Source organism: Paracoccus versutus (genome assembly GCF_000763885.1).
GTDB classification, from domain to species: domain Bacteria; phylum Pseudomonadota; class Alphaproteobacteria; order Rhodobacterales; family Rhodobacteraceae; genus Paracoccus; species Paracoccus versutus.
Genome location: NZ_JRKO01000090.1, coordinates 1 through 14969 on the forward strand (window position 1 = coordinate 1; position 14969 = coordinate 14969).

Annotated in this window: 20 protein-coding genes and 4 pseudogenes; 4 read left to right on the forward strand and 20 right to left on the reverse strand. The window is 67.9% G+C overall.

What is annotated here, in order from left to right; genetic code table 11:
- The 3 genes and pseudogenes from IT40_RS30595 to ccoS form a co-directional block, all read right to left on the reverse strand.
- Window positions 1-127, reverse strand: a pseudogene (locus IT40_RS30595) (AMP-binding protein); the annotation flags it as partial.
- A 205-nt stretch (window positions 128-332) separates the two neighbouring features.
- The gene (locus IT40_RS24485; RefSeq protein ID WP_036760646.1) at window positions 333-518 is read right to left on the reverse strand and encodes a DUF6522 family protein; all 186 of its coding nucleotides are present in this window, start codon (window positions 516-518) and stop codon (window positions 333-335) included.
- Entirely contained in the window at window positions 518-793 is a 276-nt protein-coding gene (ccoS, locus tag IT40_RS30700; RefSeq protein ID WP_036760647.1) for a cbb3-type cytochrome oxidase assembly protein CcoS, read from the reverse strand. Before ccoS ends, IT40_RS24485 begins: the two co-directional genes overlap by 1 nt.
- Window positions 794-834: 41 nt before the next feature.
- On the opposite strand from ccoS, the gene IT40_RS29395 reads away from it, so the two are divergent.
- A complete protein-coding gene (locus tag IT40_RS29395) occupies window positions 835-1017 on the forward strand; it encodes a hypothetical protein (protein WP_052096291.1) in 183 nt (60 codons plus the stop codon).
- Window positions 1018-1055: 38 nt separating this feature from the next.
- Here the strand turns inward: IT40_RS29395 and IT40_RS30985 are convergent.
- The 13 genes and pseudogenes from IT40_RS30985 to IT40_RS24535 all read right to left on the reverse strand — a co-directional run.
- Window positions 1056-1220, reverse strand: a pseudogene (locus IT40_RS30985) (hypothetical protein); the annotation flags it as partial.
- Between the two features lie 109 nt (window positions 1221-1329).
- Window positions 1330-1545, reverse strand: coding sequence for a DUF2189 domain-containing protein (locus IT40_RS27075; RefSeq protein WP_147307346.1), 216 nt, complete (start codon window positions 1543-1545; stop codon window positions 1330-1332).
- A gap of 26 nt (window positions 1546-1571) precedes the next feature.
- Window positions 1572-1805: a hypothetical protein gene (locus IT40_RS27080; RefSeq protein ID WP_052096295.1), complete on the reverse strand. Its 234-nt coding sequence runs from the start codon at window positions 1803-1805 to the stop codon at window positions 1572-1574.
- Between the two features lie 54 nt (window positions 1806-1859).
- Window positions 1860-2336 (reverse strand): c-type cytochrome, encoded by a 477-nt coding sequence (locus IT40_RS30335; RefSeq protein WP_052096297.1) that lies wholly within the window; start codon window positions 2334-2336, stop codon window positions 1860-1862.
- Between the two features lie 79 nt (window positions 2337-2415).
- Window positions 2416-2577, reverse strand: a pseudogene (locus tag IT40_RS30990) (cbb3-type cytochrome c oxidase N-terminal domain-containing protein); the annotation flags it as partial.
- A gap of 119 nt (window positions 2578-2696) precedes the next feature.
- Window positions 2697-3160, reverse strand: a pseudogene (locus IT40_RS24505) (cbb3-type cytochrome c oxidase subunit II).
- A 63-nt stretch (window positions 3161-3223) separates the two neighbouring features.
- Window positions 3224-3568, reverse strand: a complete 345-nt coding sequence (locus IT40_RS30705) for a hypothetical protein (protein ID WP_338117892.1) — start codon at window positions 3566-3568, stop codon at window positions 3224-3226.
- Window positions 3538-3918: a cbb3-type cytochrome c oxidase subunit I gene (locus IT40_RS30340; RefSeq protein WP_036760649.1), complete on the reverse strand. Its 381-nt coding sequence runs from the start codon at window positions 3916-3918 to the stop codon at window positions 3538-3540. The genes IT40_RS30705 and IT40_RS30340 overlap by 31 nt, the downstream gene beginning before the upstream one ends.
- Window positions 3919-3935: 17 nt before the next feature.
- Entirely contained in the window at window positions 3936-4214 is a 279-nt protein-coding gene (locus tag IT40_RS30345) for a hypothetical protein (RefSeq protein WP_036760651.1), read from the reverse strand.
- Between the two features lie 70 nt (window positions 4215-4284).
- Window positions 4285-4815 (reverse strand): dihydrofolate reductase family protein, encoded by a 531-nt coding sequence (locus IT40_RS24520; RefSeq protein WP_036760652.1) that lies wholly within the window; start codon window positions 4813-4815, stop codon window positions 4285-4287.
- Between the two features lie 62 nt (window positions 4816-4877).
- Window positions 4878-5525: a glutathione S-transferase family protein gene (locus IT40_RS24525; RefSeq protein ID WP_036760653.1), complete on the reverse strand. Its 648-nt coding sequence runs from the start codon at window positions 5523-5525 to the stop codon at window positions 4878-4880.
- A 45-nt stretch (window positions 5526-5570) separates the two neighbouring features.
- Window positions 5571-6014, reverse strand: coding sequence for an SRPBCC family protein (locus tag IT40_RS24530; RefSeq protein WP_036760654.1), 444 nt, complete (start codon window positions 6012-6014; stop codon window positions 5571-5573).
- Window positions 6015-6029: 15 nt separating this feature from the next.
- The gene (locus IT40_RS24535; protein WP_243700330.1) at window positions 6030-7202 is read right to left on the reverse strand and encodes a DJ-1/PfpI family protein; all 1173 of its coding nucleotides are present in this window, start codon (window positions 7200-7202) and stop codon (window positions 6030-6032) included.
- Between the two features lie 87 nt (window positions 7203-7289).
- Here IT40_RS24535 and IT40_RS24540 point away from each other — a divergent pair, with 87 nt between their 5' ends.
- Complete coding sequence (locus tag IT40_RS24540) at window positions 7290-8300, forward strand: GlxA family transcriptional regulator (protein ID WP_036760657.1); 1011 nt, start codon at window positions 7290-7292, stop codon at window positions 8298-8300.
- 159 nt (window positions 8301-8459) lie between these two features.
- Here the strand turns inward: IT40_RS24540 and IT40_RS24545 are convergent, their stop codons facing one another.
- Entirely contained in the window at window positions 8460-9512 is a 1053-nt protein-coding gene (locus IT40_RS24545) for a proline racemase family protein (protein WP_036760659.1), read from the reverse strand.
- A gap of 146 nt (window positions 9513-9658) precedes the next feature.
- Window positions 9659-10660: a glycine betaine ABC transporter substrate-binding protein gene (locus tag IT40_RS24550; RefSeq protein ID WP_036760660.1), complete on the reverse strand. Its 1002-nt coding sequence runs from the start codon at window positions 10658-10660 to the stop codon at window positions 9659-9661.
- A 329-nt stretch (window positions 10661-10989) separates the two neighbouring features.
- Between IT40_RS24550 and copM the strand changes: the two genes are divergently transcribed.
- Entirely contained in the window at window positions 10990-11355 is a 366-nt protein-coding gene (copM, locus tag IT40_RS24555) for a CopM family metallochaperone (RefSeq protein WP_036760661.1), read from the forward strand.
- Window positions 11356-11383: 28 nt separating this feature from the next.
- On the opposite strand, the gene IT40_RS28095 is transcribed toward copM, so the two are convergent.
- Window positions 11384-12016 carry a dimethylsulfonioproprionate lyase family protein gene (locus IT40_RS28095; protein WP_084197440.1) on the reverse strand — a complete coding sequence of 211 codons (633 nt, stop codon included), beginning with the start codon at window positions 12014-12016 and terminating at the stop codon, window positions 11384-11386.
- Window positions 11973-14009 carry an N-methyl-L-proline N-demethylase HpbA gene (hpbA, locus tag IT40_RS24565; protein ID WP_036760662.1) on the reverse strand — a complete coding sequence of 679 codons (2037 nt, stop codon included), beginning with the start codon at window positions 14007-14009 and terminating at the stop codon, window positions 11973-11975. Before hpbA ends, IT40_RS28095 begins: the two co-directional genes overlap by 44 nt.
- A 148-nt stretch (window positions 14010-14157) precedes the next feature.
- Here hpbA and IT40_RS24570 point away from each other — a divergent pair, with 148 nt between their 5' ends.
- Window positions 14158-14799, forward strand: coding sequence for a TetR/AcrR family transcriptional regulator (locus tag IT40_RS24570; RefSeq protein WP_036760664.1), 642 nt, complete (start codon window positions 14158-14160; stop codon window positions 14797-14799).
- The last annotated feature ends 170 nt before the right edge of the window (window positions 14800-14969 follow it).

A 14969-nucleotide genomic window follows, 5' to 3' on the forward strand; every position in this document is an offset into this window, starting at 1 on the left:
CGTTCGGGCCGCGCACCTCGATCATGCCGATCTCGCCCCGCGGCAGTTCCACGCCGGTCTCGGGGTCGGTGACGACGATCTCGGTGCCGGGCAGCGGCAGGCCGACGGTGCCGGCGATGCGCGCGCCTTGTCTTTCCAGTCGAGGAGGACCAGACACGGCTGACAGTCGGGATCGCCGATAGACGAGGATGAAAATTCCTCGAAATGACTGAAGATATTCATCTCAATATATTGTTTTCCTGTATTAATATACCTCAAAATAATCAACCTTTCCGGCGGATCGCGACCGGAAACGCGATGGCCGACACGCAAAATTCTCTGCCAGAGGCACTTTATCTCCCGTTCCCGGCCGCGGGCTTGCGGGCGGGCATGACGAAGCGCAGGCGCTTCGCGATGCGGTCCTCGGCATCGATGACGATCCTGAAGATGTGGCCGTCGTGATGGAAGGTCAGGCGGTGCAGGCCGATGTCGCTGCCTTCGCCGCGCTCGGTGCAGCTGGTGGTGCCGCCGTCGCGCATCAGGGCTTGGGTGGCCTCGGCCGGCTGCCGAAAGCCGTGGCAAGCAGGTCCGCGCCGACGACGAAGCGGCCGTCGGCAATCTCGATCCGCTCGGCTTGCTCAGCTTCGGCCGCAGGGGCGCCGTGCCCGCCTTCCCCCTCGTCGCCGGTCATCAGGACGCGCCATGCCGCCCCATCCAGACCCTTGAACTCGCGGTTGCGCAGCGCCCACAGGAAAGCCGCAAGCCCCGAAAGGCCCATGGCCAGCGAAAGCGGGATCAGCAGGGCCAGGCTCATGCCCGATCCCCCAGGATGGCACGGAACAGGTGCCAGGTGCCGTGGCCCGGGACAAGATCAGGATCAGCTCCAGAAGCCCGGTCGCGACGCTGTGCGCGATGCCCTGCGTGACGATCGCGCCCCAGGCCAGCGAGGGGCCGGGATTGCGCGCCAGCATCGCAAAGCTGAACCCCGGCGCGGTCAGCGCATCGCGTCGCTCGGACATCAGCATCGGCAGGGCATAAAGGCTGATGGCGAAAGCAAAGCCTGCGAACAGCCCACCGACCAGTCTGCCGGTCAGCAGCAGCATCCAGCCGCGCAGGGTGGTGAAGGTGTCGGCCAGCGCCTCGCCCGCCCCCGGATAGGATCGCAGCCCGAAGAACAGCGCGTAAAGCAGGTCCGCCGTGCGGCAGCCAGAACAGCAGCAGGCACAGAAGCAGTCCCGCATAGGCAAGCTGCGCGCCCGCAGCGGCGCGGGAATGGCGCATGTCGGCCAGATACGCGCCTTCGCCCCGTGCCAGCGCGCGAAAGCCCGATGGCCAGGACAGGCCCCAGGATCATGCGCCCGCCAGCGCGGGCAACACCAGGTATATCAAGCCGAAGTGCCACAGGGCCCAGACCGCCGCGACCGAAAGCAGGAACAGCGCTACCCCAAGGTTGGCCAGGGGGTTGCGGCGGAAATCGCGCCAGCCCGCCGCAAGGCAGTCCAGCGCCACCCGCGCGGACAGGTTGCGGACTAGGACGTCCTGGGGCCGCGGGGACGCGCGTCGCATGGGAAGGGGTTCCAGCATTAACGCCCCTAACAGTTGTGCCGGTCGGGCGAGATCGCGGCGCATCCGGGCTGCGAGCGAAAGGCCACGGCGACCAGATGGACATTGGCGGCGGCAAAGACCAGCAGCGCCACGGCCGCGGCACAGATCGCCAGCCGCCTTTGCGCCCCCGGCAGGCCGGCGACGTAAAGCGCCAGCAGGTTGCGCTCGACCTCGGTCAGCCGGCCTTCCCATGCCGGCAAGACCCCGGCGCGGCCGTTCATCAGCGTGGCGCGGATCGCGGCGTGCGTGCCGCCATAGATCCATTGCTCGTCGGCCTATGAGGGCGCACCGAGGCCCATGCCGCCCTCGCCCCGCTCGCCATGGCACGAGGCGCAGTTGTCGGCGAACAGCGTCGCGGCGGGGATGTCGGGATCGGCGGTGCCGTCGAAGGCGATGACATAGGGCACCAGCTGCTCGATCTCTGCGCGCGACAGCATCTCGTCGCGGCCGAAACCCATGATCTGGACGCTATTCGTCTCGGGGTGGTTGTTGTTGACGCCGACGCAGATCAGCTGGGCAATATCGGCGGGCTCCGTGGACCGCAGCCAGTCGCCGTCGTCCAGCGCCGGGAAACCCGTGCCGCCATGGCCGTCCCTGCCCTGCCCCTGGGCGCCGTGGCAGGCGGCGCAATTGTCGGCAAAGAGCCGCGCTGGCGCCGGGCGGGCCACGGTCATCAGACCGGCATCCGCCGCCAGCGCCTTGAAATCGCCCGTGGCGAAGCGGTCCTTCCAGCCCGCGCACAGGGCGGTCATGCGGGCATGGCCGGCCTCGGTCTCGGTGGCCTTGGTCGATGCCCAGTAGGCCGCGGGTATAGTCGCGGCCCAGGGGCCAGGCGGGCAGCAGCACCCAGGCGACGACCGAATAGGCGAAACTCAGCGCCGACGCCCAGATCACGATGCGCGGAAAGGGCGTGTTCAGCTCCTTGATGCCGTTCCAGTCATGGCCGGTGGTTTCGTGGCCGGTGACGGGGTCGATCTCTTGCTTGCCGCTCATCCCCGGCCCCCTGCCGCGCCGAGGGGCGCCAGGCCAGCCACAAAGCCACGCCGAAGAAACCCATCATCCAAAAAGCCCGAAGGTCTTGGCCATCAGGACCAGGAAATCATGCAGCGCCATCACCCGTCCTTCCCGCTGGCGACCCCGGTCAGCCGGCCCAGGGATTGCAGATAGGCGAGCAGCGCATCCATCTCCGTCAGCCGCCCCGGATCGCCGTCGAAGGCGCGGATGGGCGGCCGGTCGCCGTGGCGTTGCGCAAAACCCGCCGCGACGCCGTCGGGCATGGCCCGCCCGGCGGCGTCGCGGGCGGCATGGGCGACCATCCCGTCGTCATAGGGCACGCCGAGCCGCGCCAGCACGGCGATCTCCAGCGGCCGCATCAGCCAGGGACAGGCCGGCATGATCGAGGCCGGCACCACCTCGCGCGCGCGACGCGCCAGTCGTCGGAATACTTGCCCCCCAGCCGGGCGATGTCCGGCCCCGTGCGCTTGGAGCCCCACGGCATCGGGCAATCCCAGGCGCTTTCGCCCGCGACCGAATAGGGGCCGTGGCGGTCGATCTCATCGGCCGGGGTGCGGATCATCTGGCTGTGGCAGGCAATGGCAGCCCTCGCGCATGTGGATCTCGCGCCCCAGTTCCAGCGGCGTCAGCGGCGCAGATCCGCGGGGATCTCGACCGTGCGCTGGATGGTGAAAAGCGGCGCGATCTCGACGATGCCGCCGGTCGAGGCCGCGACGATGATCCCCGCCACCAGCCCCATGGACAGCTTTCCAGGTTGCAATGCAGCCTCAGCATCGCGCTCCTCCGCCGCCATGGTCGCGTGGATGGGCCGGTCCTGCACTTCCTCCCGCGCGCGGCGCTGGCGGAAGGTGGTGAGGATATTGGCCACGCAGATCAGCGCCCCAAGCAGGAACAGCGCGCCGCCGAAGGTGCGCAGCAGGTCATAGGGCGCCATCGCCATCACCGATTGCAGGAAGCCGTGGGACCGCACGCCACCTGCGTCATGGTGCGCCACATCAGCCCCTGGGGGACGCACGCGTTCCACATGGCGACGACATGGACCAGCGTCGCCGGCACCCCCAGTCGGAAATGCCGCTCGACCGCCCGCGGCCAGCGCATCCTGTCCTGCCCGGCCAGATGGGGCACCAGCGTATAAAGCGAGCCGAAGACGATCATCGCCAGCCAGCCAAGCGTGCCGGAATGGACGTGTCCCACAGTCCAGTCGGTGCAACGCGACAGCGCGTTGACCGGCCGGATGGCCAGGAACAAGCCCTCGAAGGCCAAGAGCCCGTAGAACGCCGCCGCGACGAACATGAAACGCAGCGTGGCGTCGTCGCGCACCTTGTGCCCGACGCCGTTCAGCGTGGGTTGCGCCCGTCAGACAGCCCGTGACCGCCCGGCAGCAGAACAGGTTGTAGCCCAGCAGCAGCACCCAGGGGCCCCGGCAGCCGCGCGCGCGCGTTGCGCTGGACGACATGGAACAAGGCCGGGATCAGCGCATTGCCGCCAAAGCCGAAGAGAATGCCGGTGGCATGGGCCGGCCGCAGCGGCCCGAAGCGGGTGGCGGGCCAGGGCGGCGTCGCCTCGGGCCAATAGAGCAGCCCCGCCCCCGTCAGGCTGGCGCAAGGCGCCGCCATCGCGGCAAGATAGCTCCGCCGGCACGGACCGGCGACGCACGCGTGTCCGGCCGGGGCAACCCCCGCCGCGCTAGGCGGGCGCGCATGTCAGCCGGATCACCTCTCCGCCGATGCGGTCGCTGGCGACAAGGCGCAGCGGTGGCCGGGGGCCGGCGAAGAACGGCTTGCCGCGGCCCAGCACGACCGAGTGGACGTAGAGCCGATATTCGTCGATCAGCCCCCACTCGTCCAGGCTTTGCGCCAGCTCCGGCCCGGCGACGTCGATCTCTCCGACGCGTTCCGCCTTGAGGCGGCGGATCCGCGCCTCGATGTCATCCGCAACCAGCGTCGCATTGGGGCCGACCGAGGTCAGCGAGCGCGAGACCACCCATTTCGGCTGGCGCCGCCAGGCTGCCGCGAAGTCGCGTTCCGCCGGGGTCCATTCGGGATGGTCCTCGTCCCAACAGCGCATCACCTCGTAGATGCGGCGGCCGTAGAGGCTGCCGGCCAGGCCGCGCACCTGCCCGGTCCAATGGTGAAACAGCACCGGATCGGGCGCGAAGGCGTCGTGATCGACATAGCCGTCCAGCGACAGGTTCATTCCGAAGACGAATTTCGCCATGCTGCATATCCTCCCTGGCCGTTGGTTCAGCCCGCCGTGATCCTGCCGCAAGCGGTCCCTGCTCAGCCATTCGACGCCGTGAACACCGCCCGCTGCGCGTCGAAGGCGCGCTGATAGGCGGGACGCGCCTTGCCGCGCGCGATATAGGCGCAGAGGTTCGGAAATGCGTCCAGCATGCCGCTGCCCTCCAGCCTGCGCAGCACCGTCACCATCAGCAGGTCGCCGGCGCTGAAGGCGCCGTCAAGCCAGTCGGCATCGCCGAGCCGGTTGGACAGTTGTTCCAGCCGGCCATGGATGCGTTTTTCCAGCAGGGGAAGGCGGGCCCGGTGCCAGGGCTTGTCGTGTTCGTGGTAACGCGCCTGTTCGTGCTCGACGATGGGCGGCTCCATGGTGTTGAGCGCGGCAAAGATCCACATGATCGCCCGCGCCCGCGCATTCGCCTCCTCTGGCAGCAGGCCCGCATGGCGGCCGGCGATGTGCAGCACGATCGCGCCCGACTCGAACAGGGCCAGATCGCCTTCCTCATAGGTCGGGATCTGCCTGAACGGATGCAGCGCCAGATGCGCGGGCCGCTTCATCTCGTCAAAGGACACCAGCCGGGTGTGGTAGGGCTGGCCGACCTCCTCCAGCGCCCAGCGGACGCGCATGTCGCGCGCCAGCCCCTGGCCACGGTCGGGGGATTGCGCGAAGGCGGTGATGGTGGGGGTCATCGGAAGGCTCCGCGTGATGGGATCGCCGGGCCGGGCGGCCCGCGCCTAATGGTTGATTTCGGGCTCGACCAGCTTCGCCAGCTTGCGCAGCGAATCCTGCCAGCCGAGATAGCAGGCCTCGGCGGGGATCACGTCCGGCACGCCCTGCTGCTCGATGGTGATCTCGGTGCCGACGGAGACCTGTTTCAGGTCCACCGTGACCTTCATCTCGCCCGGCAGGTTGGGGTCGTCGAACCCGTCGGTATAGACGAGGCGCTGGCCGGGGATCAGTTCCAGATAGGTGCCGCCAAAGGAATGGCTCTGGCCGGTGGTGAAGTTGCGAAACGACATCCGGTAGCGGCCGCCGACCTTCGCCTCCAGTTCGTGGACGGTGCAGAGAAAGCCCCAGGGCGGCAGCCAGCTTGCCACCGCGTCGGGCTCGAGGAAGGCGCGGTAGAGCTTCTCGGGCCTGGCCGCGATGACGCGGTGCAGTCGGATGGTGCTGGGCATGGTGTCCTCCGGTGTCTACCTTGGATATTCCAGTTGCATGGCCACCGCGTCGGCGGTGCCTGCACCGTAACGCGCGGCGATCGCGGCAAGGGTCCGGTCGAGGGCCTCGGCGGGCGGGCTCTCGGGAAAGATGGGGACACGCCGCGCTTCCGGTCCGTCCGTGCCCTGCCGGTCGGGGATGAGGCGGATGCCGTTCCGGGTCTCGACCGTGCCGCTCGGGGCATATGCCGTCACCGTCGACCGATAGGTCCGCGACCAGGCATCGGCTGCCAACGCCAGCGAGACCTCGTCCATGCCCGGTGCAAGGGCGATGCCCAACTCCTCATGGTTCCAGAAAGCCAGCCGGTTGGCCAGAACTGTCACCGCGAAAGGCCGGCTCAGCGCGAAGGCGCCGCTGGCATGGCGTGCGTCCCATCGGGCGATGCCGAGATCGCGGGCGACGGCTTCCGCCCTGGGCCGGCCGGCGATGGCCTCGACCAGGGTCAGCATCATCGGCATCGAGGCGGTGATGCCGGTCGTCGTCACCACGCCGCCATCCGCGACCATCCGCCGGTCGGGGGCATGGGCGATGGTCGGGTCGATCTTCCGCAGCCGGTCCAGATAGTACCAATGCGTCACCGCGCGCTTGCCCTTCAGCAATCCGGCGGCGGCCAGGACCTTGGCGCCGGCGCAGATGCCGACGATCACCGCGCCCTTCCTCGCCTGATCCCGCAGCCAGTCCGTCACCACGGGGTCGTCGTCGCGGCTCATGGCGGGGACGATCACGTGATCCGCGCCCTCGGGATACGAGGCGTCGAAGTCCGCGATGGTCATGTCGGGCTGCACGGTCAGCGCGGGAAACAGCCGCACCGGGCCGGGGCCGGTGGCAATCGAGACCACCTCGGCCACATCGGCGCGCTTCAGGATGCCATGGGGCAGCAGGTAGTCGGTGGTCTCGGTCGCATCGTTGATCCCGACGATGGCGATCAGGGGACGGGGGCGCTTCGGCTTCAGCGCCGCGAGCAGGGCGTCGGTCTCTGCTTGCGGCACCGGCGGGGCCAGGGCCACGGATGCGGGCGGCAGCGAGGCGATCCAGAGGCCGAAGCCCGCCGTCGAGAGAGCGGCCAGTCCCAGGATGGCCCCCAGGACGAGGCGAGGTTTCATCGGCTTGCTGGGCCGTGCCGGGCGGTCAGGCTGCAGGTCGCTCATGCCGGTTGCTCCTTCCTGCGCGGTGGCGGTCAGCTTTCGGCGATAGGGCAAGGATAGCAAGATGCGCCTCTGGCAGAAATGACAGAAATGCCGTATTTTCGGCCAATGCACCAGGTCGCCTTCATCCTCTATCCGGGTTTCGAACTGCTGGACATCTCGGGGCCGGCATCGGTCTTCAACGGCGCCAATCGCGCCCTGGGCCAACGCGGCAGGCCGGCATTCTACAAGGTCGTGCCCCTGTCGGCCCAGGGCGGGGCCGTCGACAGCAGCAGCGGCATCGCCCTGGAAACCCGCCCCATCGCCGAACTGCCGGGGAAAGCCGGGACCGTGCTGGTGGTGGGCGCCGAACGGGAGCCCCTGCTGCAGGCGATGGCCGACCCCGTCCTGCGCTCCATGCTTCCGCGGCTGACGGCAGAGGCCGGGCGCTTCGGCTCGGTCTGCACCGGCGGCTTCGTCCTGGCCGCGTCAGGACTGCTCGACGGGCACCGGGTCGCCACGCATTGGGACGCCTGCGAAGCCTTCGCGCGGGCCTTTCCCAGGGTCGCGGTCGAACCCGAGGCGCTTTACCGGGCCGAAGGCAGGCTCTGGACCTCGGCGGGGGTGACGACGGGCATCGACATGGCGCTGGCGATGGTGGCGCATGACCTCGACGCGGGGATCGCCGGCGAGGTGGCCAAGCGGCTGGTCCTCTATGCCCGGCGGCCCGGCTACCAGTCGCAGTTCAGCCCCCTTCTCAGGGCCCAGGCGCGGGGCGACAACCCGTTCGGGGATCTGATCGGCTGGATGCAGGCGAACCTCGACGCGCCCCTGGACGTGCCGTCGCTGGCCGCCCGCGCCGGGCTGTCCGAGCGCAGCTTCCACCGCAAGTTCACCGCGGCGACGGGCGAGACCCCGGCCCGCTTCGTCGAGACCGCCCGGCTGGATGCCGCGCGCCTGCTCCTGTCCCGCGGGCTGCCGCTGAAGACCGTCGCCGCGCAGGTCGGCCTGTCCCCGGCCCCGCGGTTCGCGCAAGCCTTCGAGCGCCGCTTCGGCATCACCCCGCGCCTGTTCCGGGACATGCATATGAACCCGCCGGCCGAAGCGGACACGGTCGGCTGAACCGTCGCCATGCCGCAGCTTTGCGGACCCGGGCATCGGTCCCTCGATTGCAGGAGTTTCGAGGTTTTATAGTGCAAGAACTTGATATTACTTCTTTCCTTGCACTCCATGGACGCTCTCGAATGACGAAGGGCATCGAGCCCTCCGCGGCGGCCGGAGCTATGCCCAGGTATCGCCAACGGTGAAGCCTTCGGTGAAGGGATCGTCATGATCCAGCACCAGCGTGTTGAGCCCGTAGATCCAGCTGGTCCCCGAGATTTCCGGCACGACGGCGCGCCGGCCCGCGATCTCGGTCTCCTCGACCAGCCGCCCGGTATAGACATTGCCCAGGATGCTCTGGTGGCGGAAGCTCTGGTCCAGCGGCAACTCGCCCTTGGCATGCAGCACCGCCATCTTGGCGCAGGTGCCGGTGCCGCAGGGGCAGCGGTCCAGCGCGCCGGTCCAGGTCGCGGGATTGTCCCAGGAGAAATCCCCCGAGGCCATGGTGACGGCGTTCCTCCAATCCGCGTTCGGATCGTCCGTCGGCCCGGAAAGCTGCGAGATGGTGATGCCCACGCCCGGATAATCGGGATGCTCGACCGGAAGCTGCTCGATCGCCGCCTGCCGGATCATGGCCGAGATGCGGGCGATCTCGCGGCCATGCTGGGGGATGAGCTCGAGGCCGGGAAACTGCCGGACATCGGCAATGGCATAGAACATGCCGCCCCAGCCGACATCGACGCGGACCTTGCCCAGATGCGGCACCTCGATCTCGGCGTCCAGATGGGCGGCGAAGGCCGGCACGTTGCGGAAGGTCACGCTCTTGACCTTGCCGCCCGCGCATTCGGCGCGGACCCGGATCAGCCCCGCAGGCGCCTCCAGCACCAGTTCGGTCATGGGCTCCTTCATCGGCAGCAGGCCCATTTCCAGCAGCACCGTGACGACCGAGATGGTGTTGCCGCCGGACATGACCGGATATTCGATCTGCTCCATGATGATGTATCCGGCATCCGCCTGGGGATGCGAGGGCGGCACGATGATGTTGCAGCAATGCGCCGAATAGCCGCGCGGCTCGCGCAGCATCAGCTTGCGCAGCTGGTCGTCGTTGGCCTCCAGCCATTTCATCTTCTCGTAGACCGAGTTTCCGGGGATATGCGGAACGCCCCCGGTAATCACCCGCATCGGCGTTCCGGCATGCGTATCGACGGCATGGATCATTCGCTTGAACGCCATTCCTGTTTCTCCTGAGGCAATTGTGTCGGGATGGGTTGGGACAGAGAGGGTTCGGTTCGCCCGAGGAATGTCCGGGCGAACCGAGGGTTTTCATTCGCGGCCCCCGATCCGCCGGGCCACGCGGGGCGGTCGGGCGGCGGGGGCGATCAAAGCGCGGCTTCGATCTTTTCCGCGACCTCGGCCGGCACCCATTTCGTCCACATGTCCTTGTTTTCCTCAAGGAAGTGGATCGCGCCATCCTCGCCCATGGCCTGGCTCTCTGCCTGCCAGGCCATCAGTTTGGCCACGGTTTCGTTGCTCCAGCCGCGGGTGTTGAAATAGTCTAGGATCTGGGGGCTGGTGCGGTCGGCGAAATCCTTGGTCAAGACCGTCATCACCGTATCGACCGGCCAGGCCGTGACCTTGGGGTCGGGGCAGTCGAGGCTGGTGATGCACCGCTTCCATTCGGCCGGATCGTGTTCCTGCGAGGCTTCCAGCAGCACCAGCTCGTATTTGCCCAGCAGCGCGGTCGGCGCCCAGTAATAGGTGATGAAGCCCTCCTGCCGCTCATAGGCCCTGGCGATGGCGCCATCGAGGCCGGCGGCCGAGCCCGGCCGCATCAGGTTGAACCCCTTGCTTTCGGCCTCGTAGGCCTTGAACAGCTGCGCGGTGACGACCGTGGCGCCCCAGCCTTCGGCGCCGTTGAAGATCACGCCCCTGTCGGGGTTTTCCGGGTCGGGGAAAAGCTCGGGATGGGCCAGGGCATCCTCGACCGTCTTGATGTCGGGATGCGCATCGGCCAGGTACTTGGGAATCCACCAGCCCTGGATGCCGCCGTCGGGCAAGGCCGGCGCGCCATAGACGATCTTGCCCTCCTCCAGCCCACGCGGCACGATTTCGGGCAGCAGGTCCACCCAGGTCTCGGACGAAACGTCGGGCGAGCCCTTCTCGACCATCGAGGTGGTCGAGGGCACGGTGTCGCCGGGGATGGTCTCGACGCTGCAGCCATAGCCGTTCTCAAGGATGAACTTGTCGACATAGGTCAGCAGCTCGGCGCTTTGGACGTTGTGGAGCGCAAGCGTCACGTTGCCGCAATCCTGCGCCGAGGCCGACCAGGCCCCGCCAAGGAAGCCGGCGGCCAAAACGGTGGAAGCGAGTAGTCTTTGCACGTTCTTTCTCCCTGCATGCGGCGATTGATCGGGACAGGGCGCCGCTTGGTTCTGTCCCGTATGGGCGGCTGCATCTTCCCCAACAGGCTCGGGTTCGTCGGGGTCTTATTTTCGTATACGATATTTCAGATACGAAAGCTTGCTCTCGCGTGTGATTCTGTCAAGCCGTTTTCCGGCCTGCCCGCCGCAGATCCCTGCGGCCGGCCCTTGACCTTCCGGGGGTGGAAAGCCCTATTCCTGTAGGCTGGAACGCAACGCAGGAGGGTTTTCCCATGAACTTCACGCGTCAAGGCCATCACCCCCACCCGACGCGGCCGCAGGAGGGTCGGATGAACCGGCTGGCACCGATCCTTGCCGCGGGCGTCCTCGCGATCTCGGCCGGGCTTGCCCTTGCGCAGGATGGCGACGCCCATGGCGATCACATGCACGCCGATGCCGACGGCGCCGCGACCCAGGCCTATGTCGCGGCGATGGAGCGGATGCATGACGACATGATGATCGAGCATACCGGCGATGCCGATGTCGATTTCATGCGCGGCATGATCCCGCATCACCAGGGCGCCATCGACATGGCCAGGATCGTGCTTGAGCACGGCTCGGACCCCGAGGTGCGCAAGCTGGCCGAAGAGGTCATCAAGGCCCAGGAGGCCGAGATCGCCATGATGCGCAAATGGCTTGAGGAGCGCGGCGAGTAAGGCGCCGGACCGTGCCCGCCCTGCGACGTCACCCGGTCCGGACCGCGAACAGGGGCTGCCCGCCCGATCGCAGGGCGCGCGGGGCATTCGGGGGGACGAAGAAGCCGCTGCCGGGCCGGACCCGGCCCGAGCCGTCCTTGCGGAACTGGCCGGGCGAGAGGACCGGGTAGGTCTCCTCGGGCGCGTGCCGGTGGTCGGGATAGCGCGTGTGCGGGGCGACCAGACCGAGGCCCGGCCACAGGCCGCGGCGCTCGTCGATGCTGCCGGGGCGCAGCCGCATGGCATTGGCGGGGCTGTCCGCGACATTCGCGCTGGCGTTGGGGGCGCCGTTGCGCCGGCGCCAGCACAGCAGCGGCGACAGCGCCCGGAGGGCGGCGAGGTCCGCCTTGGCAACGGGTCGCCAGCCAGCTGCGGGCCGGCAGCGTCGCCGGGCCGACGCCGGCCTGGCCCTCGGCCCCAAGCGCCCTGGCGATGCGGCAGAGCGATGCGGATGCCTGAATCGCCGGTTGGGCCGGATCGCGAAAGTCCCGCAGGGCTTGGGCTCGTGCCATGCTGATATCCCCCGTCGCTGTCGCCATCTTCCGGCCGCGCCGCGAAGCCGGTCGCGGCCGGGTGCCTCACAGATCCTTGACCAGCCGCAGCGCGTCGTAGATCGCCGCATGGGTGTTGCGCGCCGCCACCGCGTCGCCGATGCGATAAAGGCGGAAGCGGCCCTCGGGGTTCTTGCGCACCTCTTGCAACCCGCCGGTGGTCAGAGCCTCGTAATCGACCTCGCCCAGGTTCGAGGCCAGCGGCTTCAGCTCGAAATACAGGTCGTCCAGCGGCCTTGTGCCATGGTTGACGACGACCTGGTCGACGATGCGCTCACGGGTGAAATCGCCGTAGTCGCTGCCCAGGCGCGCACGCAACTGGTTGCCCTCGCGCGCCACCGACATGAGCCGCCAGGTGACGGTGAAGGTGGTGTCGCGCTTTTGCAGGTTGCGCATATAGGGCACCAGGTTCATCGCCATCACCTCGGGCGAGAAGCTGCGATCCGGGGTCACGATCTCGACCGCGGCGCCGGTGGCCGAGATCAGGTCGGCGGCCTGCAGCGCCGCATGGTCGCCCGCGTCGTCGAAGATCAGCACGTTGCGGCCCGGCTTCACGTCGCCCGACAGGATGTCCCAGGCGGAACAGACAAGATCGTTGCCCTGCTCCAGCACCTCGGTATGCGGCAGGCCGCCGGTGGCGATGACGACCTCGTCCGGCTCGGTGGCCAGCACATCCTCCATCTCGGCGAAGGTGTTGAAGCGGAACTGGACGCCGTGCTTGTCGCACATCGCCTGCCGCCAGGCGATGATCGAGATCATCTCGCGCCGGCGCTCGTCCTGCGCGGTCAGGCGGATCTGGCCGCCGGGCTGGTCGGCGGCCTCGAAGACCGTCACCTCGTGCCCGCGCTCGGCGGCGACGCGGGCGGCCTCCATGCCCCCCGGACCGGCGCCGACGATGGTGATGCGCTTCTTGACCGGCGCGGCGGGGATGGCGTGGGGCATGGTCTCTTCGCGCCCGGTCGCGGCATTGTGCAGGCAGAAGGCCATGCCGCCCTGGTAGATGCGGTCGAGGCAGTAGTTCGCGCCGACGCAGGGGCGGATGTCGTCCTCGCGCCCCTCGATCACCTTGCGGACCAGGTGCGGGTCGGCCATATGCGCCCGCGTCATGCCGACCATGTCCAAGAGCCCGGCGGCGATGGCATGGCGCGCGGTCGGCACGTCGGGGATCTTGGCCGCGTGGAAGGTGGGGAAATTCGTGGCCTTGCGGATGGCGCCCGCGAATTCCAGGTGCGGGGCGTTCCTCATGCCCTGGATCGGGATGGTGTCGGTGATGCCCGCATCGGTGTCGATATGGCCCTTGACCACGTTCAGGAAATCTACGAGCCCGCTGTCCTTGAGCCGGCGCGAGATCTCGATCCCGTCCTCGGCGGTCAGCCCGCCCGGCAGGTCCTCGTCGCCGGTATAGCGCACGCCCAGGATGAAATCCTCGCCGCAGCGTTCGCGGATGCCGCGCAGCACGTCGAAGGTAAAGCGCAGCCGGTTGTCCAGGCTGCCGCCATAGGGCCCGTCCAGGTCGTTGGTCAGCGGCGACCAGAACTGGTCCATCAGGTGGCCATAGGCCTGGATCTCGATCCCGTCCAGCCCCGCCGCCTTCATCCGCTCGGCCGCATCGACATAGTCGCCGATGACCCGTTCGATGTCCCAGTCCTCCATCTTCTTGGGAAAGGCGCGGTGGGCCGCCTCGCGCTCATGCCCCGGCGAGATCACCGGCAGCCAGTCGGCCTTGTCCCAGCGCGTACGCCGGCCCAAGTGGGTCAGCTGGATCATCACCGCGCAACCGTGGTCGTGGCATTCGTCGGCCAGCCTCTTCATCCAGCCGACCACCTCGTCCTTCCAGGCCAGGATGTTGTTGAACACCGGCGGGCTGTCGCGCGCGACCGAGGCCGAGCCCGCGGTCATGGTCAGCGCCACGCCGGCCCTGGCGCGCTCGACGTGATAGGCGCGGTAGCGGTCCTTGGGCATGCCGTCCTCGGGATAGGCCGGCTCGTGGCTGGTGATCATGATGCGGTTGCGAAGCGTCAGGTGCTTCAGCCGATAGGGCTGCAGGAGGGGATCGTTCGACATCGGATCTGCCTGTGAAAGGTGGGGAGTCGCATCTCAGGATCAAAGTAATGTTCATCTGTGTCAATTAAAAAATCAAACATGAACATGCCGGGATCATTCCAGGACATTTTTTCTTGCAGCGAATCGCGGGGCGGGCTAGGGCTGGGACATGAGAAATCGTGCAGCAACGGCTGAAACTGGATGGCGCGGGTCGCGCGAGGGCTGGCTTGAAACCGGCTATCAGGCGCTGATCGACGGCGGCATCGACGCGGTCAAGATCCAGCCCCTGGCCAAGCATCTGAACCTGTCCCGCACCAGCTTCTACTGGTTCTTCGAGGATCGCGAGGCGCTGCTGACCGCGCTGATCGACGGCTGGGAGGAAAGGACGACCGCGCCGCTGGTCCGCGCGACGCAGGAATATGCCGAGAGCCCGGCCGAGGCGATGCTGAACGTGCTGGCCTGCTTTCTTTGCGGCATCTTCGACAGCAAGCTGGAATTCGCCGTGCGCAGCTGGGCCTTGCAGGACGACAAGGTCGGCGCCCGCGTCGCCGCCGCGGACGAAACCCGGCTGTCGGCCCTGCGCGAGATGCTGATGCGCTGGGGCCACCAGGAACAGGGCGCCGACGTCCGGGCACGCACCATCTACCTGACCCAGATCGGCTATATCTCGATGCGGGCGCAGGAAGAGGTGGATACCCGGCTTGCGCGCATCCCCACCTATGTCGAAATCTATACCGGGCAGGCTGCCGAGCCGCGCGAGATCGCGCGCTTCAATGCTCGGGTGAAAAGCTCGGCCAACCCGCCGTCATAAGAGCGGTCCGTCACCGATAAGGGGCGCGCGCGCCCCTTCCAGCCCCCGGTTTGCGCGACGGCTGGGGTTTGGGGGCCATGTTCGCGCCAGGGAGGAAGAGAATGGGAAGACGGTTTGTTTCCTGCGGTGCGGCGCTTTTGCTTGTGGGCTTTTCGGGCGCGGCCTGGGCG

What these genes read in the sequence shown, in the direction of transcription:
- IT40_RS24485 (WP_036760646.1), bottom strand. Translation starts at nt 518, where the DNA reads ATGCGCGACGGCGGCACCACCAGCTGCACCGAGCGCGGCGAAGGCAGC.
- ccoS (WP_036760647.1), bottom strand. Translation starts at nt 793, where the DNA reads ATGAGCCTGGCCCTGCTGATCCCGCTTTCGCTGGCCATGGGCCTTTCG.
- IT40_RS27075 (WP_147307346.1), bottom strand. Translation starts at nt 1,545, where the DNA reads ATGCGACGCGCGTCCCCGCGGCCCCAGGACGTCCTAGTCCGCAACCTG.
- IT40_RS27080 (WP_052096295.1), bottom strand. Translation starts at nt 1,805, where the DNA reads ATGAACGGCCGCGCCGGGGTCTTGCCGGCATGGGAAGGCCGGCTGACC.
- IT40_RS30335 (WP_052096297.1), bottom strand. Translation starts at nt 2,336, where the DNA reads ATGACCGCCCTGTGCGCGGGCTGGAAGGACCGCTTCGCCACGGGCGAT.
- IT40_RS30345 (WP_036760651.1), bottom strand. Translation starts at nt 4,214, where the DNA reads ATGGCGGCGCCTTGCGCCAGCCTGACGGGGGCGGGGCTGCTCTATTGG.
- IT40_RS24520 (WP_036760652.1), bottom strand. Translation starts at nt 4,815, where the DNA reads ATGGCGAAATTCGTCTTCGGAATGAACCTGTCGCTGGACGGCTATGTC.
- IT40_RS24525 (WP_036760653.1), bottom strand. Translation starts at nt 5,525, where the DNA reads ATGACCCCCACCATCACCGCCTTCGCGCAATCCCCCGACCGTGGCCAG.
- IT40_RS24530 (WP_036760654.1), bottom strand. Translation starts at nt 6,014, where the DNA reads ATGCCCAGCACCATCCGACTGCACCGCGTCATCGCGGCCAGGCCCGAG.
- IT40_RS24535 (WP_243700330.1), bottom strand. Translation starts at nt 7,202, where the DNA reads ATGAGCGACCTGCAGCCTGACCGCCCGGCACGGCCCAGCAAGCCGATG.
- IT40_RS24540 (WP_036760657.1), top strand. Translation starts at nt 7,290, where the DNA reads ATGCCGTATTTTCGGCCAATGCACCAGGTCGCCTTCATCCTCTATCCG.
- IT40_RS24545 (WP_036760659.1), bottom strand. Translation starts at nt 9,512, where the DNA reads ATGGCGTTCAAGCGAATGATCCATGCCGTCGATACGCATGCCGGAACG.
- copM (WP_036760661.1), top strand. Translation starts at nt 10,990, where the DNA reads ATGAACCGGCTGGCACCGATCCTTGCCGCGGGCGTCCTCGCGATCTCG.
- IT40_RS28095 (WP_084197440.1), bottom strand. Translation starts at nt 12,016, where the DNA reads ATGCGGCGATCTACGACGCGCTGCGGCTGGTCAAGGATCTGTGAGGCA.
- hpbA (WP_036760662.1), bottom strand. Translation starts at nt 14,009, where the DNA reads ATGTCGAACGATCCCCTCCTGCAGCCCTATCGGCTGAAGCACCTGACG.
- IT40_RS24570 (WP_036760664.1), top strand. Translation starts at nt 14,158, where the DNA reads ATGAGAAATCGTGCAGCAACGGCTGAAACTGGATGGCGCGGGTCGCGC.